The organism is Cohnella caldifontis (assembly GCF_029360585.1).
GTDB classification, from domain to species: Bacteria; Bacillota; Bacilli; order Paenibacillales; family Paenibacillaceae; genus Cohnella; species Cohnella caldifontis.
Genome location: NZ_JAQZSJ010000002.1, coordinates 393,633 through 416,296, shown reverse-complemented (window position 1 = coordinate 416,296; position 22,664 = coordinate 393,633). Strand labels below are relative to the sequence as shown.

22 protein-coding genes, 1 tRNA gene and 3 pseudogenes are annotated in these 22,664 nt (G+C 61.2%); 16 read left to right on the top strand and 10 right to left on the bottom strand.

Annotated features, from left to right (window positions below):
- Positions 1-102 precede the first annotated feature (102 nt).
- From PTZ19_RS04940 to PTZ19_RS04915, 6 genes are all read left to right on the top strand, one after another.
- Positions 103-1,203: a quinone-dependent dihydroorotate dehydrogenase gene (locus PTZ19_RS04940; RefSeq protein WP_276352701.1), complete on the top strand. Its 1,101-nt coding sequence runs from the start codon at positions 103-105 to the stop codon at positions 1,201-1,203.
- 15 nt (positions 1,204-1,218) lie between these two features.
- Positions 1,219-2,022: a GTP diphosphokinase gene (gene yjbM, locus PTZ19_RS04935; RefSeq protein ID WP_276352699.1), complete on the top strand. Its 804-nt coding sequence runs from the start codon at positions 1,219-1,221 to the stop codon at positions 2,020-2,022.
- A gap of 3 nt (positions 2,023-2,025) precedes the next feature.
- A complete protein-coding gene (locus tag PTZ19_RS04930) occupies positions 2,026-2,466 on the top strand; it encodes a DUF309 domain-containing protein (RefSeq protein WP_276352698.1) in 441 nt (146 codons plus the stop codon).
- Positions 2,467-2,588: 122 nt separating this feature from the next.
- Complete coding sequence (locus tag PTZ19_RS04925; protein WP_276352697.1) at positions 2,589-4,100, top strand: RsmB/NOP family class I SAM-dependent RNA methyltransferase; 1,512 nt, start codon at positions 2,589-2,591, stop codon at positions 4,098-4,100.
- 18 nt (positions 4,101-4,118) lie between these two features.
- Positions 4,119-4,943, top strand: coding sequence for a pseudouridine synthase (locus PTZ19_RS04920; protein WP_276352695.1), 825 nt, complete (start codon positions 4,119-4,121; stop codon positions 4,941-4,943).
- A 69-nt stretch (positions 4,944-5,012) separates the two neighbouring features.
- Positions 5,013-5,804 (top strand): Cof-type HAD-IIB family hydrolase, encoded by a 792-nt coding sequence (locus PTZ19_RS04915; protein ID WP_276352694.1) that lies wholly within the window; start codon positions 5,013-5,015, stop codon positions 5,802-5,804.
- A 594-nt stretch (positions 5,805-6,398) separates the two neighbouring features.
- Here PTZ19_RS04915 and PTZ19_RS04910 read toward each other — a convergent pair.
- The gene (locus PTZ19_RS04910) at positions 6,399-7,784 is read right to left on the bottom strand and encodes an RsmB/NOP family class I SAM-dependent RNA methyltransferase (RefSeq protein WP_276352693.1); all 1,386 of its coding nucleotides are present in this window, start codon (positions 7,782-7,784) and stop codon (positions 6,399-6,401) included.
- Between the two features lie 29 nt (positions 7,785-7,813).
- Positions 7,814-8,995 carry a GGDEF domain-containing protein gene (locus PTZ19_RS04905; RefSeq protein ID WP_276352691.1) on the bottom strand — a complete coding sequence of 394 codons (1,182 nt, stop codon included), beginning with the start codon at positions 8,993-8,995 and terminating at the stop codon, positions 7,814-7,816.
- Between the two features lie 109 nt (positions 8,996-9,104).
- On the opposite strand from PTZ19_RS04905, the gene PTZ19_RS04900 reads away from it, so the two are divergent.
- The 3 genes and pseudogenes from PTZ19_RS04900 to PTZ19_RS04890 all read left to right on the top strand — a co-directional run.
- A complete protein-coding gene (locus PTZ19_RS04900; protein ID WP_276352689.1) occupies positions 9,105-10,277 on the top strand; it encodes a glycosyltransferase family 4 protein in 1,173 nt (390 codons plus the stop codon).
- Complete coding sequence (locus PTZ19_RS04895) at positions 10,270-11,589, top strand: metallophosphoesterase family protein (RefSeq protein ID WP_276352688.1); 1,320 nt, start codon at positions 10,270-10,272, stop codon at positions 11,587-11,589. Before PTZ19_RS04900 ends, PTZ19_RS04895 begins: the two co-directional genes overlap by 8 nt.
- A 33-nt stretch (positions 11,590-11,622) precedes the next feature.
- Positions 11,623-12,249: pseudogene (locus PTZ19_RS04890) on the top strand (AAA family ATPase); the annotation flags it as partial.
- A gap of 2,572 nt (positions 12,250-14,821) precedes the next feature.
- Here PTZ19_RS04890 and PTZ19_RS04885 read toward each other — a convergent pair.
- Together PTZ19_RS04885 and PTZ19_RS04880 are read right to left on the bottom strand one after the other, a co-directional pair.
- The gene (locus tag PTZ19_RS04885) at positions 14,822-15,949 is read right to left on the bottom strand and encodes a YkvI family membrane protein (RefSeq protein ID WP_276352685.1); all 1,128 of its coding nucleotides are present in this window, start codon (positions 15,947-15,949) and stop codon (positions 14,822-14,824) included.
- A 69-nt stretch (positions 15,950-16,018) separates the two neighbouring features.
- On the bottom strand, positions 16,019-16,534 hold the full coding sequence (locus PTZ19_RS04880) for a DinB family protein (protein ID WP_276352683.1): 516 nt from the start codon (positions 16,532-16,534) through the stop codon (positions 16,019-16,021).
- A 177-nt stretch (positions 16,535-16,711) separates the two neighbouring features.
- Here PTZ19_RS04880 and PTZ19_RS04875 point away from each other — a divergent pair, with 177 nt between their 5' ends.
- The 5 genes and pseudogenes from PTZ19_RS04875 to PTZ19_RS04855 all read left to right on the top strand — a co-directional run bounded on the left by PTZ19_RS04875 (position 16,712) and on the right by PTZ19_RS04855 (position 18,771).
- Complete coding sequence (locus PTZ19_RS04875; RefSeq protein ID WP_276352682.1) at positions 16,712-17,284, top strand: xanthine phosphoribosyltransferase; 573 nt, start codon at positions 16,712-16,714, stop codon at positions 17,282-17,284.
- Between the two features lie 102 nt (positions 17,285-17,386).
- Positions 17,387-17,713: a hypothetical protein gene (locus PTZ19_RS04870; protein ID WP_276352930.1), complete on the top strand. Its 327-nt coding sequence runs from the start codon at positions 17,387-17,389 to the stop codon at positions 17,711-17,713.
- Between the two features lie 76 nt (positions 17,714-17,789).
- Positions 17,790-18,005 carry a hypothetical protein gene (locus PTZ19_RS04865; RefSeq protein WP_276352679.1) on the top strand — a complete coding sequence of 72 codons (216 nt, stop codon included), beginning with the start codon at positions 17,790-17,792 and terminating at the stop codon, positions 18,003-18,005.
- An 82-nt stretch (positions 18,006-18,087) separates the two neighbouring features.
- A pseudogene (locus PTZ19_RS04860) lies at positions 18,088-18,420 on the top strand (carboxymuconolactone decarboxylase family protein); the annotation flags it as partial.
- Between the two features lie 264 nt (positions 18,421-18,684).
- A tRNA-Leu gene (locus PTZ19_RS04855) sits at positions 18,685-18,771 on the top strand.
- 75 nt (positions 18,772-18,846) lie between these two features.
- On the opposite strand, the gene PTZ19_RS04850 is transcribed toward PTZ19_RS04855, so the two are convergent.
- Positions 18,847-19,092, bottom strand: a complete 246-nt coding sequence (locus PTZ19_RS04850) for a helix-turn-helix transcriptional regulator (protein ID WP_276352677.1) — start codon at positions 19,090-19,092, stop codon at positions 18,847-18,849.
- Positions 19,093-19,141: 49 nt separating this feature from the next.
- Here PTZ19_RS04850 and PTZ19_RS04845 point away from each other — a divergent pair, with 49 nt between their 5' ends.
- Positions 19,142-19,459: a hypothetical protein gene (locus tag PTZ19_RS04845; RefSeq protein ID WP_276352676.1), complete on the top strand. Its 318-nt coding sequence runs from the start codon at positions 19,142-19,144 to the stop codon at positions 19,457-19,459.
- Between the two features lie 376 nt (positions 19,460-19,835).
- Here the strand turns inward: PTZ19_RS04845 and PTZ19_RS04840 are convergent, their stop codons facing one another.
- The 5 genes and pseudogenes from PTZ19_RS04840 to PTZ19_RS04825 form a co-directional block, all read right to left on the bottom strand.
- Positions 19,836-20,225, bottom strand: a complete 390-nt coding sequence (locus PTZ19_RS04840) for a DoxX family protein (RefSeq protein WP_276352675.1) — start codon at positions 20,223-20,225, stop codon at positions 19,836-19,838.
- 15 nt (positions 20,226-20,240) lie between these two features.
- On the bottom strand, positions 20,241-20,585 hold the full coding sequence (locus tag PTZ19_RS04835) for an SRPBCC domain-containing protein (RefSeq protein WP_276352673.1): 345 nt from the start codon (positions 20,583-20,585) through the stop codon (positions 20,241-20,243).
- A gap of 30 nt (positions 20,586-20,615) precedes the next feature.
- Positions 20,616-20,722, bottom strand: a pseudogene (locus PTZ19_RS25375) (ATPase); the annotation flags it as partial.
- A gap of 21 nt (positions 20,723-20,743) precedes the next feature.
- Entirely contained in the window at positions 20,744-21,082 is a 339-nt protein-coding gene (locus tag PTZ19_RS04830) for an ArsR/SmtB family transcription factor (RefSeq protein WP_276352671.1), read from the bottom strand.
- Between the two features lie 160 nt (positions 21,083-21,242).
- On the bottom strand, positions 21,243-21,887 hold the full coding sequence (locus tag PTZ19_RS04825) for a DUF1054 domain-containing protein (RefSeq protein ID WP_276352669.1): 645 nt from the start codon (positions 21,885-21,887) through the stop codon (positions 21,243-21,245).
- A gap of 174 nt (positions 21,888-22,061) precedes the next feature.
- On the opposite strand from PTZ19_RS04825, the gene PTZ19_RS04820 reads away from it, so the two are divergent.
- Positions 22,062-22,658: a hypothetical protein gene (locus PTZ19_RS04820; protein WP_276352667.1), complete on the top strand. Its 597-nt coding sequence runs from the start codon at positions 22,062-22,064 to the stop codon at positions 22,656-22,658.
- Positions 22,659-22,664: the final 6 nt, after the last annotated feature.

The following is a 22,664-nucleotide window of genomic DNA, read 5'->3' as shown; positions in this document are numbered from 1 at the left end:
ATGAACGACGCGTTTGCCGGCTTCCGGGGCTGAAGAGCCCTTTTCTTTTTGGCGAGAAAAGGCTACACTGTTACCCGACAGGTAGAAAGGATGTTGAACGTCGTGCTGTATCGCATGGCCAAACCGTTTCTTTTTCGCATGGATCCCGAGGATGCCCACCATTTGATCGTGGACGGCATGGGTGCGGCTTCCCGCATACCCGGCATGGGTACGCTGCTGTCGGCAGTCTGGGGAGTCGGGGAAACGCCGGATTTGGCGGTGGATTTGTTCGGTTTGCATTTTGCGCACCCGATCGGCTTAGCCGCCGGATTGGACAAAAACGCGAAAGCCGCCTCCGGGCTCTCCCGGATCGGATTGTCCTTCCTGGAAGTAGGCACCGTCACGCCGCTCGCCCAACCCGGCAACGAACGGCCGCGTCTGTTCCGGCTTCCTCCGGACGAAGCGTTGATCAACCGGATGGGATTCAATAATGAAGGAGCGGACGCGATGGCGGAACGCCTGGGACGGTTCAGGCGCCGTCCCGTCCCGCTCGCCGTGAACATCGGCAAAAACAAGGCGACCCCGAACGAACGCGCCGCGGACGATTACCGCGTCTGCCTTCAGAAGCTGTATCCGCACGGGGATTTCTTCGTCGTGAACATCAGTTCCCCCAATACGCCGGATTTGCGGGCGCTGCAGCACGGAGACGAATTGCTCGGCCTGCTGGCGGCCGTGAAGGAAGAGATGGCCCTGCAGGCGGAGCGCCACGGCGGCCTCGTCAAGCCGATCCTGGTCAAAATCGCGCCGGACAACACGGACGAGCAACTGCGATACATGGCGGAAGCCATCGTCCGCAGCGGCATGTCTGGCGTGATCGCCACCAATACGACGATCGGACGGGACGGTTTGACCCATCGCCATGCCGGGGAAAGCGGAGGGCTGAGCGGCCGTCCGTTGACCCGGCGGTCGACGGAGGTCATCCGCGCCCTTTATTCCCTGACCGAAGGCAAGCTGCCGATCATCGGGTCCGGCGGCGTGTTCGACGCCGATGACGCCTACGCGAAAATTCGCGCCGGAGCCAGCCTGGTCGAGGTATATACCGCGCTCATCTACCAAGGCCCCGGGCTGCTCCGGCAGATGCACAAGGGGCTGAGAGCCAGGCTGCGGCAAGACGGATTCACCCGGATCACGGAAGCGGTCGGAGCGGACCACCGGATCCGGTAAGTCAGGAGGAAGCGTATGGACGGAAGAGATTGGGGCAAATTTCTTCTGCCTTACCAGCAGGCAGTGGAAGAACTCAAGGTCAAATTCAAGGCTCTGCGCAAAGAGCTCAAATCCAGGGACGAATACGCGCCGATCGAATTCGTGACGGGACGCGTGAAGCGGATCTCCAGCATCTTGGAAAAAGCGCGCCGTTTGGACGTTCCGCTCGACAGAATCGAGAGCGGCATCGAGGATATCGCCGGCATTCGCATCATGTGCCAATTCGTGGACGACATCCATCGGGTGGCGGAGATGATCCGCCAGCGCAAGGACATGATCCTCGTCTACGAGAAGGACTATATCACGAATTATAAAGACAGCGGCTACCGCAGCTATCACTTGATCGTGGAGTACCCCGTCCAGACCTCGCTCGGCTCCATGCCCGTGTTGGCCGAAATCCAGATCCGGACGCTGGCCATGAACTTCTGGGCGACGATCGAGCATTCCCTCAACTACAAATACAAGGAGCAGCTGCCGCCCCATGTCAGGGAGAGGCTGCGCTCGGCGGCCGAAGCGGCCTTCCAGCTGGACACGGAGATGTCCTCCATCCGCAAGGAAATCGTCGAATCCCAAATGGAATTCGAAAACAGCGCCGGTACGGTCCGGAACGTGCTGAACGCGATCCAGGAGTTGTACTTTTACCGCAAAATCCGGGAAGCCGCGCAGTTTCAGCTTCGGTTTAACGAGTTATGGGAGCAGGAGGATATTCTCGGCATGAAAAATCTCGCGCTCGAAATCCAGGAAGCGCTGGTCCGGCTCGGAAAGCACGAGGAGAACTGAAACATGGGCGGCGAAGCGGCAGCAGGCGCAGGTGGATCCGGCGGTTGGCCGGACGTAATGGCGGACGAACGATACGTTCGGTTTGCGGCGCATTTCAACGGAGATCGGGATTACTTCGAATGCCACGAGTTGATGGAAGAGCTGTGGCTGGAGGAAGGACGGCACCCCCTTCTTCAAGGGCTGCTGCAAGCCGCGGTGGGCCTGTACCATTGGAACAACGGAAACCGCGGAGGCGCCGTAAAACTGATGGAACAGGCATTGCGCAAATTGGAAGGATACGCCGGCCAGGTGCTGGGTCTCGATCTGGACGCGCTGCGGCGGGACTTGATCCGGTCTCTGGAACGGTTGAAGGAGTTTCCGGATTCGGCTCCGTTCGAACCGTTTCTTCTGAACGTTACGGATGCCGAATTGGCAGCCCTGATCCATCATTTGCACTCCCCATAAACCGTTGCGGCTTTGCCGACGTCCGGAAACGGAAAACGAGCCGGTTCATTCGAAGGGGTTCGCCGCCGGCGGACCCCTTCGTTCCGTTCGCTCACAGACTTTCCAGCAGGGAGAAGAACCCCATGAAATTGCCGAAAGCGTTCATCCGCACGATGCGGATGCTGCTTCAAGAGGAAGCGGACGCTTTTTTCGCTTCATACGAATCGCCTCGAACTTCCGGACTTCGGGCCAACGGCCTGAAGCTTGCGCCGGAACGACTGCCGGAGCGCTCGGCCATGGCCGGAGCGCCCATTCCTTGGGCGGAGGGCGGCTATTATACGGAGGAAGATGACCGGCCGGGCAAACACCCGGATTATCATCTCGGCCTCTACTATGTCCAAGAACCGAGCGCGATGCTTCCCGCCGAACTGCTCGGCGTGATGCCCGGGCATAAGGTGCTTGATCTCTGCGCGGCCCCCGGCGGCAAGACGACCCAGCTGGCCGCCAAGCTAAAGGGACAAGGCGTGCTGGTGACCAACGACAACGCGGCGGAACGGACCAAGGCGCTCACGAAAAACGCGGAGTTGTCCGGCGTGCGCAACGCGATCGTGCTGAACGAGGAACCGGAGCGGATCGCCGGCGTTTTCGGCGCTTGGTTCGACCGCGTGCTGGTGGACGCGCCTTGCTCCGGAGAGGGCATGTTCCGCAAGGACGAATCCATGGTGCGCCAATGGGAGCGGCATACGGTGGAAAGCTGCGCCCTCATGCAGCGGGACATTCTGCGCCAAGCCGCGCGTCTGGTCGCGCCCGGCGGCAGGCTGGCGTACTCCACCTGCACGTTTTCGCCCCGCGAGAACGAAGGGACGATCGCCCGTTTTTTGGCGGAGTTTACGGAGTTCCGCGTCGTGCCGGCGGATTGCGATCCCGCTTGGGGCTTCGGGCCGGGGAGGCCGGACTGGCTGGATGAAGAGGAGTCGCGCGGGCTGACCGCAGAGCAGCGGGAATCGCTGCGGGGCGCGGTTCGCATCTGGCCGCATCGTAGCCGGGGGGAAGGACATTTCGCGGTTCTGCTGGAGCGGACGGTCACAGGAACCGGATCCGAAGTGGAATCGGAGAGGGACCGTCCGGCGTCCATCGCGGCGAAACCGAAGGCGGAGGGGCGCGGGAAACGCGGCGGCTCGGACGGATTGCGACGGGCGGGCGGCGGGAAGGCTCTTGAAAACGGGGCGGCGGACGTGCTCGGTAAATTCGAGGCATTCCGCGCGGGATTTCTTCCGGATTGGCAGCCCCCGGGCGAACTGTTGGTCCGCGGCTCTTCTCTATATGCGGTGCCGCCCGGCGTTCCGCCTCTGCATGGCTTGAATGCCGTCCGGCCCGGGTGGCTTCTCGGATCGGCGACGAAGCACCGTTTCGAGCCGTCCCAGGCGTTGGCAATGGGACTGCGGGAAGGCGACGCCTCGCTCACGCTGGATCTCGAATCCGGCGAAACGGACACCCTCCGCTATTTGAAAGGCGAAACGCTGCAGCCCCCGCCCGGCCGGTTGAACGGGAAAGGATGGACGCTTGTTCTCGTGGACGGGTTTCCCGCGGGTTGGGGGCGTTCGGACGGCTCGACGCTCAAGAACGAGCGGCCGCCGGGCTGGCGATGGATCTAAGGAAGGGACGGGCGGAACATGAAATCCACCATGAGGCTCGATAAAATGCTCGGCAACTTGGGGTATGGCACCCGCAGCGAGATCAAAACGCTGGTCCGGCAAGGCGCCGTCACCGTGAATGGACAAACCGTGAAAGATCCCGGCATGCAGATCGAGCCATTGCTGGATGTCGTCACGCTGGACGGGGAAACGATCCGTTACCGGGATAAAGTATACGTCTTGCTCCACAAGCCGGCCGGCGTCGTATCGGCGACGGAGGATTTCCGCGACCGGACGGTGCTGGATTTGCTGGACGACGAGCTGCGGGTTTTATCGCCGTTTCCGGTTGGACGGCTGGACAAGGATACCGAAGGTTTGCTGCTGCTCACGAACGACGGCCCGCTTTCGCACGAGCTGCTGTCTCCCCGCAAACACGTGCCCAAAACATACCGCGCGCTGGTCGCGGGAGAAGTCGGCCGTGCGGAAGAAGAGGCGTTATCCAAGGGCGTGGAGCTCGATGACGGATACGTGACGAAGCCTGCTGAGCTGCGCGTGCTTGCCACGGCACCTGCGGAGCAAGCGGCTGAGCATCCGCTCATGGCGGAGCCGTATGCGCGCCTGGCTGCCGGGCGGGGCCGATTGGCAGAGACCGGGATCGTCTGCTGGGTCGAGCTTACGATTCACGAAGGCAAGTTCCATCAGGTGAAACGGATGTTCGAAGCCGTGGGCCGCCAAGTCTTGTATTTGCGGCGGGTTTCCATGGGTCCCTTGACGCTTGATTCCGGCTTGGAGCCGGGCGAGTGGAGGGAACTGACGGAAGCGGAGATGGAAAGCCTGAGCCCTTATCGGACGGGGAGAGTTTGACTTCGTCAAACGCCCTATCATGCGGAGAGCGTCTGACTTCGCCAAATTCGATATAAAAGGATGAAGACATTGAACTACCGATTGATCGCGTTGGACGTAGACGGAACTTTGCTGAACGATCGCCATGAAATCACGCCCCGCGTGAAGGAAGCGGTCGCCTCGGCTTCGCGCAAAGGCGCGGAAATCGTTTTGTGCACCGGACGGGGCTCCACGAGCGCGCTGCCCGTGCTGGAGATGCTGGGTTTGGAAGGAACGATGATCACCCATAACGGCGCCTCCATCGTGGAAAGCGCCTCTCGCCGAATCATTTGGGAAACGGTGATCCCGCCCGAAGAGGCCGAGCGGTATATCGCTTATCTGCGCGAACGCCGGATCCATTTCGACATGAACACTTGTTTCGATTTGTATGTCCATCGATTGGACGATTCGATCGCCGCGATGTACGAGCGCATGTTCATCAAGCCGATTTTGCGGGGAGAGGATGTAGGGTTGCCGGAGCATACGGTCAAGCTGTCGGTCTACGCTCCGAAGGAAGTACTCGACGAAGTCGAGCGGGATTGGCGCCAATGGGATCATGAACTTCATTACATCCGCAGCGGGGACCATTTCATCGACGTGCAGCACCCTCAAGCGACGAAAGGAACGGCGCTCGAAAAGCTGGCCGGCATGCGGGGCATTCCGCGTGAACAGGTGCTGGCGATCGGCAATTATGATAACGATATCGGCATGCTGACGTTCGCGGGGAAAGGCATTGCCATGGCCAATTCTCCCGATCGGGTAAAGGCGGAGGCGGACGAGGTCACGTTGTCCAACAACGAGGACGGAGTTTCGGCCGCGTTGGAGCGGCTGGGACTTGTTTGACCTTCTGAGCATGGGAGAGGGGCAGTTGAGGAAGAAGTTGGCAGAGGTACGGGGCAGATGAGAAAGAAAGTTTCTTAACTCCATCCAAGTTGGTTGAAATACGGGGTAGATGAGAAAGAAAGTTTCTTAACTCCACCCAAGATGGCAGTAGTACGCGGCAGATGAGGAAGAAAGTTTCTTAACTCCACCCAAGATGGCAGTAGTACGAGGCTGATGAGAAAGAAAGTTTCTTAACTCCATCCAAGTTGGCAGTAGTACGCGGCAGTTGAAAAAGAAAGAACCTTAATTCCGCTCCTAGCGGACGTATGCAGTGACCTCAAAATTGCGGTAAGCGGCAGAACGGAGGGGCAAGCAGGCTGGAGGCACAATATTTGTGTTTAGCGAAGCGGTTGGCGAGAGAGCAAGCTGCAGGCGAAAAAAAGGAAAGCCCAAGTCGCCAAAGCAGCCGCTCCAATCATCAAGATGAACATTGCAGCGCCCCAAATCGCCGCAGCGGATGCTTCAACCGCAAATTCCATCTCCCCCACGCCAATCCGCATAATCTCAACGCGGGGTAACGATCAATCGGCCAATCGAGCGGAGGAGAAAACGAATTTACACCAACCGCAGTCCTTTGGGGCGGCGGTTTTTGTATTGTCCGTCGCTGGCCTTGACCCAACCGAGCGGGAAGCCGTCCACGGCGGCGATCCCCCAGCCTTTCACGCCGATCGGCGCCGGCAGCGTTTCCCCGCGCAAATACGCGGCGGCTTCCGGGGAGTCGGCGGCGCAGTCGGCGACGTTCCGGGCGGCGGACGCGGGGACGGCCATGGCGAGCGCATGGTCCGGCTCGAAGCGGCCGCCGGCGCGGAGATCCCCTAGGTGCAGTCCGGGCCTCGGCACCTTCAGCCCCCGCAGCGTCTCCGGTCCTTCGAAGCGGCCGGGCATGACGGGCAGCCAGTATAACGCGTCACCGAAAAGCAGAGGTCGACCCAATACTGGAAGTTGAAAACCCGGCAGCCACTCTTCCGCGAAAGTCTCATATGCTTGAAGAGCGGCGATTTCCGGCGACTTCGTCCGATCTTTGCGGGAGGAAGCGGTCCGGTCTGGCCCAATTGAAGCATGACGTCCGGAACGTTCGACTGCCGACGGGCCCCCTTCCTTGCGGAGCAATGCGGCATAATGTCCTTCTCCCTGGCCGAGCTGCGGCCACATCCGCTCCTCCCGGAGCAGCCGGAACTCCGGGCACCGATCCAGGAAACACGCGACGGTTTCCTCGTTCTCCCGCGTGTTGAAGGTGCAGGTGGAATAGACGAGCGTTCCGCCTTCCCGCAGCATGGCGGCCGCATGGGGCAATATTTCGCGTTGCCGAAGCGCGCAAGCTTCCACCGCTTCCGGCGACCATTCCCGGACGGCTTCCGGATCTTTGCGGAACATGCCCTCACCCGAGCAGGGGGCGTCGAGCAGCACGCGGTCGAACGTCTCGGGAAAACGTTTGGACAGCTCCTGCGGGGTGGATTGGGTCACCACCGCATTCGGAATGCCGAGCCGTTCTACGTTTTCCGCCAAAATTTTCGCCCGACCGGGATGGATTTCGTTGGCGACCAACAAGCCTTCGCCGCCCAACTTGGCGGCGATTTGCGTCGTCTTGCCGCCGGGGGCGGCCGCCAGGTCGAGCACGGCATCCCCAGGCTGCGGGTCCAGCAATTCGGCAGCGATCATGGCGGACGGCTCTTGGATGTAGTAAAGGCCGGCGGTATGGTAGACATGTCGGCCGGGACGCTGGGATTCCTCGTAAAAATACCCGTCGCCGCACCAGGGCACGGGCGTCAGGCCGAATCGTTCCTCCAGCGAGCGGATCGAAGGATGACCCGGCGGCAGCTTAAGCCGGTTCAGGCGCAGGCCATAGCTCCGGGGCGCTTCATAGCTCCGAAAAAAGGCATCCGCCTCTTCTCCCAGCTGGATGGATATTCGTTCGACGAAGGAAGGAGGAAGGGGGGGCATGCGGCGAATCTCCTTAAGATGGTTTCTCTCTAGCGTTTCAAACGGACCTGAGGCTTATCCTCCAGCGGCAGCTCGCTGAAATCGGTCACCCGGTTTTTCCCGGTCGTTTTGCTGTGGTACATGGCCTGGTCGGCCCGTTTCATGAGGTCTTCCGCGGAGACGCCCGATCCCGGCGGCACGGCGCAAATGCCGATGCTAAGCGTGACGAGGCTTTCTTTCTCCGTCCGGGAGCGGATCGCTTCCGCCGCTTGGACGGCGGTCAGCGCGGGCCCGGCGACGAACGCGACCAATTCTTCCCCGCCATAACGGCCGGCCAGTCCGATGCCTTGGGTCTCTTCCGTCAGGATGGCCGCGACCTGCTTGAGCACGCCGTCCGCCCGATGATGGCCGTGCGTATCGTTCAGCCGCTTGAAGTTGTCGATGTCGCAGAATATGACGCCCACCGGTTTGCTCGAACGGAGCGCCCGGTCCAATTGCCCGTTAAAATAACGCCGGTTGTACAAGTTCGTCAGGCCGTCGGTGATCGAGGAACGGTAAGCCGACATCAGGAGTTCGACCACGCGTTCGAACAGCAGCATGAACAGCAGGACGTAATAGACGATATGTAAAATTTCCGCGAGCGGGCTGTAAACGCCGGTTCCCGGAGCCCAGTATTGATCGGCGAGGACGCACAGTTGGGCGAAAAACGCCGCAGCCAAACCCAACATGTATTTGCGCCGTTGCCCGATATGCGGGCCGAACATCAGCATGAACAAGGGCGACAGCAAGAGAAGATAGCCGTCCATCACGGGCGTGGAGGTCAGCCGCTCGGTCCAGCTTGCGCGGCCGGCTATGTCCGGCGCGAGATCGCCTGCGGCGATGCAGGCCCCGAGGGCCAGCAAGCCGAAAAACCACAGCCGGGTGCGCGGCCGCCTGCGGTAATACAGCTCGAAGACGGCGAAGTTGACGACGATGAACGCGAACGACTGCAGCAGCTTGCCGGCGAACGCCCATACCGCCGCCTTCGGGAGCAGCCCGGCGGACAACGCCCATTGAACCGAATGGTGCGTAAGCATGAATCCGAGCGCCACGAGCAGGTTGCGGTAAGCCCTTTTGCGGTTGCCGGCATGCAGGCGGAACGCCATGAACAGCATAAGCCCGAGCACCACGACGGATACCGATGAGGAGAGCAGCAGGCCCGGCATTCGGCCGGACGGATCGAAAATGGGCATAACGGCTCCTTATGGGCCGGCGGGCGGCCCTTTCTTTACAGAAACATATGTTCTATTATATCATATTTTCCATAGGCCGAGAAGGTCGGCAGCCAGAGGAGGGCTTCCCTTGAACATTTTGCAGGCGCTGTTCTTTCCGCCGGAACAGCCGGGCGGCGTCTCGTCCATGGTCCCGTACGTCCGGGAGCGGTTCCGCAAAATCGGCTGGGAAATGGAATTGTTCTCCCTTCCGAAGCGCATCCGCAACAAAGGCCACGAAGAGATCGAATTCGAAACGTTCGATTGGCGGGCGTACGCGGGCCATGCCATCGTCGATAAATATTTGCAGACTTACAAGGACTATATTTGGTGGACGAAGCTGCGGCTGACCGGGCAGAAGTTCGATTTGATCCATGCCCATCACCCGATCGCCGCCATGGCGATGAAGCGGGTGTTTCCCGACACGCCCGTGCTGATGACCGTCCATTCCAGCTACGAGCGGGAGCTGGTCCTGAACGGCCGCATCGCCGAGGGCGGGCCGGAGCACCGCTTTCTGACTTCGATTTACGGGGAACTCGAAAGCCGGACCGATCTATTGATGACCGTGTCGCGTTCTTTCGCGTCCTATTTGGGGACCTACATGAAAAATCCGGAACGGATCACGGTCATCCCCAACGGCTACGACGAGAAAAGGTTCAAGCCGATCTCCCACGACAACGCCGTGGCGCAGCTCGTGACGGTATGCCGCCTCGTGCCGGCCAAAGGGCTGGATATTCTGCTGAAGGCGTGCGCGGAACTGAGAGCGCGGAACCGGCCTTTCGTGCTGCATATCATCGGCGACGGGCCCATTCGCCAGGATCTGGAGGGATTGGCGCAGCGCCTCGGCATCTACGACGATACGATTTTTTACGGATACATGCTGCATCCCGAGGAGCTGATGCCGTTCTTCGACGTGTTCGTGCTGCCTTCGCGCGCGGAGGCGTTCGGCTCCGTGTTCGCGGAAGCGGCGCTCTGCCTGCTGGCCTTGGTCGGCACGGACGTCGGCGGAATCGCAGAACAGATCGATAACGGCGTGAACGGGCTGCTCGTGCCGCCGGACGATCCGGCCGCGTTGGCGGACGCCCTGGACACCGTCATCTCCGATCCCCATTTCCGGTACGAGATGGCCCGGGCCGCATGGAACAAGGCGAAAAAGACGTATTCGCTCAATCGGGTCATCGGAGAGTTGAAACGGATTTACTTGTCGTACGGCGGCGCGGCGGACCTAACGGCCGCAGGTTCGGATAACCCCGAAGATGGTTGAGCGGAAGGAGGCGCAGCGGGTAGCCATGAAGGTGCCGTTTACGTTCGTCCATGCCGCCGACCTGCATCTGGACAGTCCGTTCAAAGGATTGGCGAGGGTACCGGAAACGGTTCGGGAGCGGCTGCGCGAGTCCACGTTCGCGTCGTTCCGGAACGTTCTTCAAGCCGCGAGAAACGAGAAAGCGGATTTCGTGGTGCTGGCGGGCGATCTCTACGACACGGCGGACCGTTCGCTCCGCGCGCAGCTGCGCTTGCAGCGGATGTTCTCGGAGCTGGGCGAAGAAGGAATCGGCGTGTTCGTCGTCCACGGCAACCACGATCCGGAAAGCGGCGCCCAGGCCAGGCTGGATTGGCCCGCCAACGTGCACGCGTTCGGATCGGCTGCGGTGGAACACAAGCCGGCTTACAGGAGGGACGGCCGGTTGGCCGCCTACATATACGGAATTTCGTTTCCGACCCCCGCGGTGTCGGACAATTTGGCGGCGCGCTTCGTCCGGAAGGAAGGAGCGCCGTTTCATTTGGCGTTGCTCCACGCCAACGTGGACGGGGACCCCGCGCATGACAATTACGCGCCATGCCGCCTGCAGGAGCTCGTATCCGCGGGTTTCGACTACTGGGCGCTCGGCCATGTCCACGATCGGCGTCTATTGCATGAGTACCCGCATGTCGCTTATCCGGGGAACATCCAAGGGCGCAGCATCCGGGAGACGGGTCCGAAAGGCGCCAGCGTCGTCCGCGTGTCGGAAACCGGGGAGATCCGGATCGATTTCCGGGACACCGCCGACGTGTTATGGCGGGAGACCGCCGTTACCATCGAAGGGGCGGAGCGGGAACAGCAGCTGAAGGAACGATTGCTGCAAGCCGCGGAAGAGGCGAGGGCGGAAGCGCGGGGAAGGCCGGTCGTTCTGCGTTTGCGCCTGGAAGGAAGAGGAAGCCTGCACGACGCGCTGATCCGCGACTCGATGGCGGAGGAATGGCTGGAAGAGCTGCGGGAATGGATCGGCAGCCCGGACGATCGCGACGATTGGGTGTGGGCGGAATCGATCTCCGTTCGGACTTCGTCCGCGTCCGACCCCGCTCGGTATGCGGATGAAGACGGATTTCTCGGCGAGCTGGTCCGCCGCGGGCTCCGAGCTTCGGAGCATCCGGAGAAGAGCCAAGCACTCATCCGCGAGGCGCTGGATACGCTGCGGAAGCAGCCGCAGATCCGAGCGTGGGCGGACGCCATGGGGGAGGCGGAGCGTTCGGAGCTGATCCGGCGGGCGATGGAGACGGCGGCCGCCTTGCTGCGGGATGAGGAATCGAGCGGATAAAGGTCATCTTGGGGCAAAAAGGAGGACAGGCCGGTGTACATACGCGAGTGCAAGGTGGACGGATACGGCGCGCTTCGTGACGTCGGACTCGTCTTCGAGCATCCCGTCACGGTCCTCTACGGTCCGAACGAAGCGGGAAAAAGCACGTTGATCCGGTTTCTGCGCGGCATGCTCTACGGCATCCCTTCGAGGAAGGATCCCGTCGAACGCGCGGAGCCGGCGTTCGGAGGGAGGCACGGCGGCCGAATTCTCGTCTCTACCGCGGAAGGGCGGGAATTTTTGCTGGAACGGTACGCTGATGCCGGCGGACTCTCGGGCCGCAAAGCTTCCGGCGGCTTCGCGGTCCGGGACGCGGACGGCACGGAGCTGGGCTGGTCCCAATCGGACTGGGAACGCCGCGTGCTGGGCGGCGTATCCGAGCGGCTGTTCCGCCAGTTGTTCGCCGTAACGCTGGACGAGCTTCATGAACTGCATACCCTGCAAGGAGAAGAAATCGGCAATTATCTCTATCACAGCGGTCTGGCCGGAGGCGCCTCGCTCGGGAAAGCGCGGCGCCGATTGGCTGCGGAGATGGACAAGCTGTACCGGCCCAAAGGCGCGACCCAGGAGATCAACCGGCAGCTCGCAGCGATCAAGGAGCTGGAGGCCGGCATCCGGCAAAGCCGGGCAAGCTTGGCCGCATACCAGGAGATGGAACGGGAGCTTGCCCAGGTCGGGCGGAGACTGGCGGAATGGGACGAGTCATGGCCATCGCTTGCCGCGGAGCCGGCCGCGCTGCGCGCCGCCCTGGATGGGCGCGAATGGTGGTTGCAGCTGAGATTGCTGGAAGCGGAAGAGCGGGACCTGTCCGGCAGCCTGGCGAATCCGGAAGCTCCGCTGCTGGCGGAAGAAGCGGGCGCCGAATGGCAGGCGCTGCGGAAACGGCGGAGCGAAGCGCTCGAAGGGCTTCGTCAAGCCGAAGCGGCGGTCCGGGAGCTGCGCGCAGAACGGGAAACGCTTCGCTGGGACGATCGGCTGCTGGAGCAGGCTCCGGAACTGGAGCGGCTTGAAGCGGCGAGGCAAGCGGCTGCGGCCCGGCAGGAGGAGAAGGAAGCGCTGGCCGCGGAGCGGCGGCTGATCGAGGATACGATCGAAACGCTGCTGACCAGAGGAGGATCGGGCTGGACCGAAGCCGATCTGGAGGCGTTCTGCACGGTTGCCGCGGAACGGGAGCCGCTTCGGAGGCTGCAGCAAGCTTGGGAACAATCGCGAACGAAACAGGCGTCGCTCGCGGCGGACGCGGACCGTTTGAGACGGCAGCGGGAAGCGCTGCTGGCCGAAACAAGGGCAATGGAGGAAGCCTCGGCCGAAGAAGGGGACGGACCGGACGTCCGCCTCCCGGAATCGGGAGATGTCGGCCCTTTCCGCCCGAAGGATCGGCCGTCGCTTCAACAAGCTTGGGACTCGCTGGACGACGAGTTCCGGCTGCTGGAACGCCAAGCGTCGACAGCGGCTAACGCGGCGCAGATGGATGCGGCCGCTCCACCTGCGGGCCCTATCGGCGGCCGCCGCGCCTCCGCTCGCCCGTCCCGGCAGCGTAAAGCCGGCGGCGGATTTGCTCTGTCCGCGGCCGGCATACTGGCAGCGCTGGCTGCCGCCCTTGCCGCGGGGGGCGCCGCCGGTTTCGCCGGCACGCCGGCTGCAATGCTGTACGTCGCGGCTGCCGCGTGCGCCGTGCTGGCGATTATCGCCGCTGCAGTCGGATGGCGGAATCGCAGCCCATCATCCGGCTACCCGCCGACAAACACAGCAGGCAGCGCAGGCGACCTGGCCCGCTTGGCCGAGCTTCGGCGGAGCGTCGAAGCCCGGTTGGCCGCGCTGCTCGAGCGGCCGGAGCGGATGGCGGCATTGCTGCTGGACGACCGCAAGGAGAACTCCGCGGAGGCTTGGAGGCGGTTGCGGCGCGCGGTTCAAGCCGTGATGGCCGAGATGGAACGCGCCGAACGGTTCGGAGAACGGTCGCGGGAAGCGCGAGGCCGCCTTCATCAAATCGACCGGGAACTCGAATCGCTGGAGGCGGCGATCGGGGAGGAGAACGCAAGCCTGATCGGGCTCGAGACGGAATGGTCGGCTTGGCTGTCGCGTTACCGGCTCTCGCCTGCGTACACGCCCGACCTGCTGCCGGAGCTGCTCCATCTGGCGGAACAAGGAGAATCGGCGCTCCGTCGGCGGCTTCGGACCGAGGAACGCCTGGCGGCTTTGGAGCAAATCCAAGCCGCGTTTCGGCAATCGGCCGCGGCGCTGTTCCGCGTCTGCCCGCCGCCCCCGTCGATGGAAGCCGACCCCGCGCTGGCGGTATCCTGGCTGTTCCGCCGGTCTGCCGAGCAACAGGCGGCGTTCCAGGAGGCGGCGCGCCTGGACCGGCAGCTTCGGGCCGCGGAGCAAGCGGAACGCGAGGCGAAACGCCGATTGGAGGAAGCGGAACGGGAGGCGGCTGCCGTCCTCGCGCAAGCGGGAGAGCTTGACGAAGCGTCCTACGAGCGCCGGCTTCGCGTCGACGAGCGCCGGCGCGCGCTGCGTAAGGAACGGCGGGAAGCGGAGCTCCGGCTGGAGGCCGGGCGAACGCCTGCGGAGGCCGCCGATTTGTACCGGTTGCTGGATCGACACGATGAGGCGGAACTCGGGGAGAAACTCGCGCAAGCGGAGGAGAGAAGGAAGGCCGCGGAGCGGGAGCGGGCGGAGCTGCTGGACCGGAGGGGAAGGCTTTCCCAGGAGCTGGAGCGTTTAAAGAGCGAAGCGGAGACCGAAGACCGCGGGTCGCGGCTTTCGGAAATGGAGAGCCGGCTGGAGCGGCTGCTGGAGCGGTACGCGTTGCTGGCCGTCGCCGACCGGCTGCTTCAGGAGACGAAGGCGGTCTACGAAGCGGAGCGCCAGCCCGAAGTGCTGCGACTCGCCTCCCGTTATTTTTCGGAGATGACCGGCGGCGCTTATACCCGGATCCTGGTTCCGGAAGACACGCCCGCCGTTCTCGCCGAATCCCCCGATCGCCGGATCACGGACAGCGCGTTTCTCAGCCGCGGCACGCAGGAGCAGCTCTATCTGTCGATGCGCTTCGCGCTGGCGGAGGCCGCTTCGAAGGAAGCGCCGCTGCCCCTGCTGTTGGACGACCTGTTCGTGCATTTCGACGAACACCGGCTTCGCCGGACCGTTCCCGTGCTGGGGGAAATCGCCCGGAGCCGGCAGGTGCTGCTGTTCACGTGTCACCGGCATGTGGCGGAAGCGGTGCGGAGCGCGATGCCGTCCGCCGGGATGATGGACTGGGCGGGGCGGGCGGCGGACCGTCCCTCAGCGCCCGGTCCCTTCCCATCAGAAACAGCCAGCCCAGGCTGAGCATCCCGAAGAACGGATACAAAGCCGACAGCAGCGGACCGAAGCCGAATTGTCCGATGATGAAGCATACCAGTAACAGCCCCGCGGTCAGCGCGCCTCTCGAGATCCGGGTACGTTCCTGCAGTTGGACGGTCAAGCCGAAAATATCGGAGACGAGCGTCGTGAAAATTTCGGAGAAGATCAGAAGGACGTAAGTCCAATGGATCCACGCTCCGAATTCCCGGGCGATTCCGCCCATCGGAATGTCGAACTGGGAGATGCCGGGCATCCGGGCCGACAGCGTGAGATGGCCGGCCAAGAGCAGCAGCCCGATGCCGATGCCGCCCATCCAGGCTCCCCGCTTCAGGATGCGGGGGTCGCCGACGGAAGAACCGAGCGGCACGAGAACGGCCTGCGCCATGGAGAGGTTAAAAGCCGCGTACAAGAAGGGAGACAGCAGGGCGGCCCACGGGGAGACGGCAAGGCTGTCCTGGGAGGAGGGCCAGCCGCTCGTGCCTGGGCTCGTCAGCGTGTCGACCATCAGCACCGCGGTAAACGCAACCATGATCGGAACGACGAAGGAATTGACGGCGATGATCCCCGGGATTCCTTTCCGAAGCAGGACAAAACAAGCGAACATCGTAATCAGGAGTCCGCTCTGGTAGCTCAGGTTCAGATGCTCGGAGAACAGCGAGCCGGCGCCGGCCAGCATGACGGCGTTCACGGCCGTCAGCACGAGCAGCATGAGCAGGCTGACCCAGCGGCCGGTCCGATCCCCGAACAGATGCCGGTTGAGATCCTCGTAGGAGCCCGCTTTCAGCTTCGAGGCCAGCAGCAAGACCTTGGCGCCGATCCAGACGAAAAACAAAGAGGCCAGAAGGATCAGCAGCGGTCCCCAGTCCCCGAAACGGGTGAAGAACTGCATGACCTCCCGGCCGGAAGCGAATCCGGCGCCTACGACGGTCCCGATAAACGTAAACGCCACCTGAAAGCTTTTCCACCACGATTTCACGCCGCACCGGAACCCCCCGTCTCGTCCCCTTTTTACCAAGCCTATGAGCGGACGGGGACGGGCATTCCGTCAAACCGAATATTTGTCCCGGATGATCGCGATATGGTGTTTTTCGTGCCCGGCGATCACGTGCGCGAGCGCGCGGACCGTAAGGCCGACGTTGCTGGCGGTCCCCCTGCGGGACCAGGCTTCCTCCGGCAGTCCCTTCAGCAGCGTGAGGGTCGCCTTCCGAACCGCGCCGTAATCTTCCGCGAGCTGCGCGAAGCTCCACCCGCCGAACACGGAGTGCTTCATCCACAGATCCTGGTCGAAGCCGGGGAGCGGCGTCTCGTCCCCGCGGGCGATCCGCAGCAACCGATAGCTCATGACGCGTTCCGTGTCGGTCATATGCCCGATCAGTTCTTTCAACGACCATTTGCCTTCCGCGTACCGGTAATCCCCCCGGCTTTCGGGCAAGCCGCTCAGCAAGCCGATCGTATCCCGTTCCTGCGCCTCCAGCGTCTCCACGATATCGCCTTCCGGCACCAGCCGGATGTAGTTCCCGAAATGTCCTCCGTATTCGTTTTCCGACGGTTTTCCCCGCATGGAAATATCCCCCTTCGCGATAATTGACCCGATTATAGCACCCGAACGGGCGCCGGGACAACGTTTATGCCCCAAACTTCACTATTGAAATTCCGCGCGGCGGAAACGCCGGTTCCCATATTGCGCAAGCTTGGAGGATGTGATACGTTAAACAGAAAAAGAACGGGCGGTGGGAAAATGGACATATTGAAGGAACGGCTGCTCAAGGAGGCCACCGTCCTGAATTCCGACGTGCTCAAGGTCGATTCCTTGCTGAATCACGGCGTCGACCCCGTGCTGACGATGGAGATGGGCAAGGAATTCGCCCGGAGATTCGCGGAAGAGAAAGTCACGAAAGTCGTGACGGTAGAGTCCTCCGGCATCCCGGTGGCGTTCGCGACCGCGCTGGAACTGAAGGTTCCGCTCGTGTTCGCCAGACGGAAGAAGACGCTTTTGAACGAGGCGGATGCCTACACCGTCAGAGTCCCTTCCTTTACGAAAGGGATCGTGACGGACCTGATCGTCTCCCGCCATCTGCTGAGCCGGGAAGATTCGGCTTTATTCATTGACGACATCATCGCCAACGGGGACGCCGCTCGCGGCATGATCCGGATCATCGAACAGTCCGGCGCCCGTCTCGCGGGGATCGGCATCGTGCTGGAGAAGTCGTTCCAGGCCGGAGGCAAGGCCCTTCGGGAGCTCGGATACAGGGTCGAGTCGCTCGTGCGAATCCGGTCGCTGGAGGATAACCGGATCGCGTTCGAGGACTAAATTCCAGAAACATCTCCAGGCCGATCGGCTTGTCATCCCTTTTCGGAGCGTTCGGGATGACGTATAATGAAGGGGAACTTGCAGAGGGGAGGCGAGCAGCAAATGGGGAACGTTCAGCCGTCTGACGACTTTTTCGCGCAAAAGCTGGAGGAAGCCAAAGTCCATTTCGAGCGCGCGCTCGACTGCAAACATACGGAGTTCGACGATCTGTACCCTTATATGATCGAACATCCGCAGTTTTTCTGGTATAAGCGGTATGTCGCTTGGTCCGAACTGCTGACGGTGGTCAAAATGTGCGATGAGCTGGATTTTCCTTGGGCGGACCGCTTTACGGAACGCCAAGCCGAATATGTCCGGAGCCGCGTCATGTCGAGCAAGGTGCTGGACGAATGGTACGAAACGAACGACTCGGTGAAACACGTCGGATGACCGGCGCGCCGGCTCGATACCCGCGGAACCGATGTTCCGGCGGGTATTTTTTACGCGGAAAAGGAGGGAATCGCGTATGGACGAGGAACAGTTGGACCGCTGGCGGATGGACGGCACGAAGGTAAGGGTCGTTCGGGACGCGCTGGAGCAGAACGACGTACGCGGGATCGTCGTGGCTTGGGACGAGGAGAGCGTGCTGATCCGGCGGCCCAATCGGCGGGTCGTCAAGCTCAGCCGGAGCTATCGCATCCAGCCGGCGAACGAGCCCCGGACTTGGGAATTTCCCGAGTAAGACCGGGTATGGGATCGCCTTCCTTGTGGCAGATTAGGTCTGTGCCCCGGACTGCGGGGACGACAGGGAAGGGGGAATCGCCATGACCTCCGCGCTCGCGGATCAGAAAGTGCGCCAGTACAAGGATCAGGCCGGCCGGTTGTCCGAAACGCTTCCGGAGACGGCGTCGGCCTACCATCAATGGACGGGAGAGTGTTTCGCCTCCGGAGAGCTGGACGCGAAGACGAAACATTTGATCGCGCTGGCCGTCGCCATGTACGCGAATAACGAGGTATGCACGTTTTACCATATGGAAGAGGCCCGTTCCGAAGGCGCGTCCGACCGGCAAATCATGGAGACGGCGGCAGTGGCGGCGGCCGCGGCCAGCGGGCATGTGCTGTCCCAAGGGGTCGTCCGCGTCCAAGGAACGCTGCGGCCGGAGGCGGCGGGATTTGCCGGAATCCCGGCGGGCGGCATGCAGGATTACCTGCAGGATACGGAATTTTCCGCGGATTGGGACTTGAACCATGAAGCTCCCGGGGCGCCCGGTGCGACTCATGAGGTCTCGCCGAGCTATTAACCCCCGCCGTTAACTGAAAATTTGAACTTCCCTAGAACGGCTTGACTTGGCTTTCCGCCCCGTGCTATGATAAGTCACGTGATTGCGACAGGTTCTGCCGATGCGCATCACGGATGGCATGCGGTCGTGGCGGAATTGGCAGACGCGCTAGATTCAGGTTCTAGTGGTGTAACAGCCGTGGAGGTTCGAGTCCTCTCGACCGCACCATACTTAAACAATCGAAGCCCTTCAGGACAGTTCCTGAAGGGCTTTTTTCGCATATCAAAGCGCGTCTCGCCCTATCTAACGTTCCTTGGCGAATTTGCTGCGGAAGCCCGAGGGAGAGAGGCCTTCTTTCTTGTAGAAGCAGGTGGAAAAATGCGAGACGTGATGGAAGCCCACTTCGTCCGCGATCCGGGCGATCGACCACGCGGTTTGCAGCAGAAGCCGTTTGGATTGTTCGAGCCGGTAATATTGGAGATAGGTCATCGGCGTCATTCCGTAAACTTTCAGCATTGCCTTGGCCAAATAATTGGGGTGGTAGTTCATCTTCTTTTGCAACACCGAATTCGTGATATCGCTGGCGTAGTTTTGGCGGATGAACAGTTCGATCTGCTCGGCGAGCCGAATCGCGGTGACGTTCGAATATTGCCTGGAAGAAGCGGACAATGGCCCCGACCTTACGGATATTTGCTTTCCCGAGAACTCCGATTTCAAAGCGGAGTATCGGGAAGACGTCCTGGGCGGGATCGTCGCCTTGACCGGAGAGGGGCAACGCTCCGATCTTTCCTGGGAGGATGAACTGTACAGGCCGGTCACGCGAAAGAAGAAGAGCGTCCCGGTCACGGCCGTCCCTTACGCCTACTGGGGAAACCGGGAACCGGGCGAAATGACGGTTTGGATTCGCGAACGGTAAGGTCGGAAAGGACGCGCAAAATCGCCAGGGTCCCCGAGGGGACCCTTCAGGCTGTTGAAGAACCTTCAACAGCCTAATTAGCAAAAGCGATTTAAATTTTATATTCGATTTTTCGAGTTCAATTATTGGTAAAACCACAATTCGTCTATTCTATATGAAAAATCGCATACAATCCTCGACTTAGCGGCCGCAGGGTGAAATGTATTCGAAATTTCAAACAGAATCATAAAATGATCTGCTCAAGCGATTTGTGATTGATCTTTCGAATATCGTTGGATGGTTTCCCCAAGGGGGGCGAATAATCCTGGTAACGGCTTCACCAACAGGCTGAAGGGTCCCCGAAGGGACCCTTTATCTCGTCGATGCGGACGATCGATTATGCCCGTTGCGTCGACCTCAGCTTCCATGCGCCTTCCGCGCGGATCAACCGTACCAGCAGGAAGACCAGCAGGATCAAGTATACCGCGGGCAGCACGGCGTCCGCCGGCGCGCTTGCCGTCAATTGCGACGCGATCGCGCCGACCATGACGACCGCAAGCGCGACCGAAGCGGCAGCCGCGGCGCGTTTCCAGCGGAAACCGGCAATCAGCGCGAGCGCCGCCGAAGTTTCGATCGCTCCGATCGCATAGATGAAAACGGGGTCGTAGCCGAGCGGATCCGAGTACATCTCGCGGATCTGCTCCAAGCCGGAAAAAAGCTTCGTCAAACCTGACATCAGAAATCCGACGCACAGCACGCCTTGCACGATCCGGGCAACCCATTTCATTTTCGTGAACCCTCCTTATCGGGATTGGAGTTTCGCCAGAACTTCCTCCAGCCGGTCCATCAGCTCCATGGCGCCTTCCGTCATGCCGGATTGCAGCACGCCGTCGCGCACTTCCACCGACGGGTACAGCGTCAGCTCCGTGAACTTCGTCTTGCCGCCCGGCAGCTCTTCGAACGTCGTGGTGACGAGGCCGACCGAACCGGGATAACCTTCGTATTCGTAGGTGTTCACCAGCCGGCCGGGAGACGCCACTTCGTGATACACCCCGTTATGGGCATGCTCGTAGCCGTTCGCTTCGCGCTGGACGTACCGCCAGACGCCGCCCTTCCGGACTTCCATTCGGTCGACGGTCGTCGCCATGCTGGAGGGACCCACCAGTCGGGGACTAACGCCGGATCCGTATACGTACGGAACACGAGTTCCCGGGGGGCGTCGAATTCGCGGGTAATCACGATTTCCTGCTTGCCTTTCTCGGCGATTACGTTCGTTTTGGACATGCTATCGTCTCCTTTTGACCCTTAATCGTTTTTCGCATTCGTTTCGTTCATTTGGGCTTTCTTCAGCAGTTCTTCGAATCGGTCGAATTGTTCTTCCTTGACCCGGGTGAAAGTCTCCAGCCAGTCGTTCATCTCGAGCAGCGGCGTCGGGCACAACGAATAAATGCGGCGATTCGCGTCTACCTGAACATTGACGAGGCCGGCTTCGGAGAGGACGTGCAAATGTTTGGAGGATTGGGGGAGCCGAAGGCCCAGCTTCTGGGCGATCTCGCTCACCGTCATCGCGCCGAAGTCGCGCAGCAGTTCGACGATGTTGAACCGGTTGGGCTCAGCAAGCGCGCTGAGCGTTGCGAAAGTCATGGAAGGAGCACCTCCTTTCGGATCCGGATCGGATTTCCTGATTTCAATTTACCCGAAAAGGAAATTTCCGTCAAGAGAAATTTCCTAAAGAGGAAAATAAATCTCAAAAAATGGCCTCGGCGCATTTTCTTTGCCGAGGCCATCGTTCTCAGAGCAATGATCAGCCTGACGCCAAGCGGTAAAGCGGCAGCAGCGTGCGGAACGTATCCAGCGCCAGCCGCGCGAAGGCTTCTCCGTCCGCGAGGACCGGATCGCCTTTCAGCACGTGGATGCCGCAGGTGATTTCCGCGGCTTTCACGGCGCGAAGCCGTCCCAGCCAATCCGCCAGTTCGTCGTTGGCGATCGACCCGTGCGGGCGGCCTTCGGGGACCGTATGATCCCGGGACCAGACATAGTCGTCCGGCACGGCCTTGCGGATCGAAGCCAGCTCCCGGAGCGCGTTGTCCGCGAACGACGATTTGTCCGGGCATTCGTAAATGATGGCGAACTGCGCGAAGACGTGCGTCGGCCAGATGCCGACCTGGAAATGCGGGTGCATTTTGTAGCCGCGCGGACTGCGGGACCAGGCGACCCAAGTGTCGGCGGGAGGATTGACGGATCTTCGGGCGTGCTTGGCGACGTGGGGCGTCATGGCTTCTCCGCACGACTCGCCCAGCCGGGGGGCCAGATCGGCTCCGAGCGACGTCAGCTTGGGACGGACCGTTCGGATGATCGCTTGCATCCGGCCGTCCAAGCCTTCGGCCGTCATGGCTTCGAAGTCGGCTTGTCCGAATCCGGGAAACGTCAGGGAGGTCAAGGAGTTCAAAAGGGGTCACCTCTTTGCGGAATTTGCCGTGATGCTTTCCCCACTATAAAGGAAAATAGTCAAGAAACCAAGTTGCCAGAACATAAGATGGAGTATAAGATAAGGATAAGAAACGAATTTTCAGAACATTCGGTCAAACTCTGATCATGCGGAACCCGCAGGAGGTGTTTGCCCGTGTACCGCAGCTGCGAAGTGGAATACCGCGATCTGGAAGTCCGTTTCGACCGCCGTCAAATCCAGAATTCGATCCGGGAGCTGATTCAGCAAGGATACTCGTTGTATTGGAACGAAAGCGACGGCCAAATGACCGTTTCGGTCCGATCGGGAAGGAAGCTGGTGAAATTCCGGTTTCTGCGGGCGCATGGATGCTACAAGCTCGTGGGCGAATACCGGGTGAAGGATGAGCGGCTCGCGTCGTGGATGGAGAAGCTGATCGGCGATTCCCGGGGGCATGCCGTGGTCAAACGGTTTCGGGACCGCCAAGTCCTCATCGAGAACATCATGTTCGGAGAAATCATCCGTCAGGTGGAGGTGTCGGGCATGGAACATCGGATCATTTACCAGAAGAAACCGCAGGTTACAGTGGAAGACATGATACAGGCGTTCAAGTCGGAACGCGCCGAACAGCGCGCTGCCGTTCTCAGACTTGAAATCGATTACGAGCTGGCCGTGCTCCATGAGGCCCTCCGGGAAGGGCGCTCCGAGGCGTCGGAAGCTTCCAAGGAGAAGCTCCGGGCCATGAGGATCGAAATGCTGCAGCTGGAATTGTAGAGGCCG

Coding starts and splice junctions, on each gene's coding strand:
- yjbM (WP_276352699.1), top strand. CDS start 1,219: ATGGACGGAAGAGATTGGGGCAAATTTCTTCTGCCTTACCAGCAGGCA.
- PTZ19_RS04930 (WP_276352698.1), top strand. CDS start 2,026: ATGGGCGGCGAAGCGGCAGCAGGCGCAGGTGGATCCGGCGGTTGGCCG.
- PTZ19_RS04925 (WP_276352697.1), top strand. CDS start 2,589: ATGAAATTGCCGAAAGCGTTCATCCGCACGATGCGGATGCTGCTTCAA.
- PTZ19_RS04920 (WP_276352695.1), top strand. CDS start 4,119: ATGAAATCCACCATGAGGCTCGATAAAATGCTCGGCAACTTGGGGTAT.
- PTZ19_RS04910 (WP_276352693.1), bottom strand. CDS start 7,784: ATGCCCCCCCTTCCTCCTTCCTTCGTCGAACGAATATCCATCCAGCTG.
- PTZ19_RS04905 (WP_276352691.1), bottom strand. CDS start 8,995: ATGCCCATTTTCGATCCGTCCGGCCGAATGCCGGGCCTGCTGCTCTCC.
- PTZ19_RS04895 (WP_276352688.1), top strand. CDS start 10,270: ATGGTTGAGCGGAAGGAGGCGCAGCGGGTAGCCATGAAGGTGCCGTTT.
- PTZ19_RS04880 (WP_276352683.1), bottom strand. CDS start 16,534: ATGCGGGGAAAACCGTCGGAAAACGAATACGGAGGACATTTCGGGAAC.
- PTZ19_RS04875 (WP_276352682.1), top strand. CDS start 16,712: ATGGACATATTGAAGGAACGGCTGCTCAAGGAGGCCACCGTCCTGAAT.
- PTZ19_RS04870 (WP_276352930.1), top strand. CDS start 17,387: ATGGGGAACGTTCAGCCGTCTGACGACTTTTTCGCGCAAAAGCTGGAG.
- PTZ19_RS04865 (WP_276352679.1), top strand. CDS start 17,790: ATGGACGAGGAACAGTTGGACCGCTGGCGGATGGACGGCACGAAGGTA.
- PTZ19_RS04850 (WP_276352677.1), bottom strand. CDS start 19,092: ATGAACTACCACCCCAATTATTTGGCCAAGGCAATGCTGAAAGTTTAC.
- PTZ19_RS04845 (WP_276352676.1), top strand. CDS start 19,142: ATGAACAGTTCGATCTGCTCGGCGAGCCGAATCGCGGTGACGTTCGAA.
- PTZ19_RS04840 (WP_276352675.1), bottom strand. CDS start 20,225: ATGAAATGGGTTGCCCGGATCGTGCAAGGCGTGCTGTGCGTCGGATTT.
- PTZ19_RS04835 (WP_276352673.1), bottom strand. CDS start 20,585: ATGGCGACGACCGTCGACCGAATGGAAGTCCGGAAGGGCGGCGTCTGG.
- PTZ19_RS04830 (WP_276352671.1), bottom strand. CDS start 21,082: ATGACTTTCGCAACGCTCAGCGCGCTTGCTGAGCCCAACCGGTTCAAC.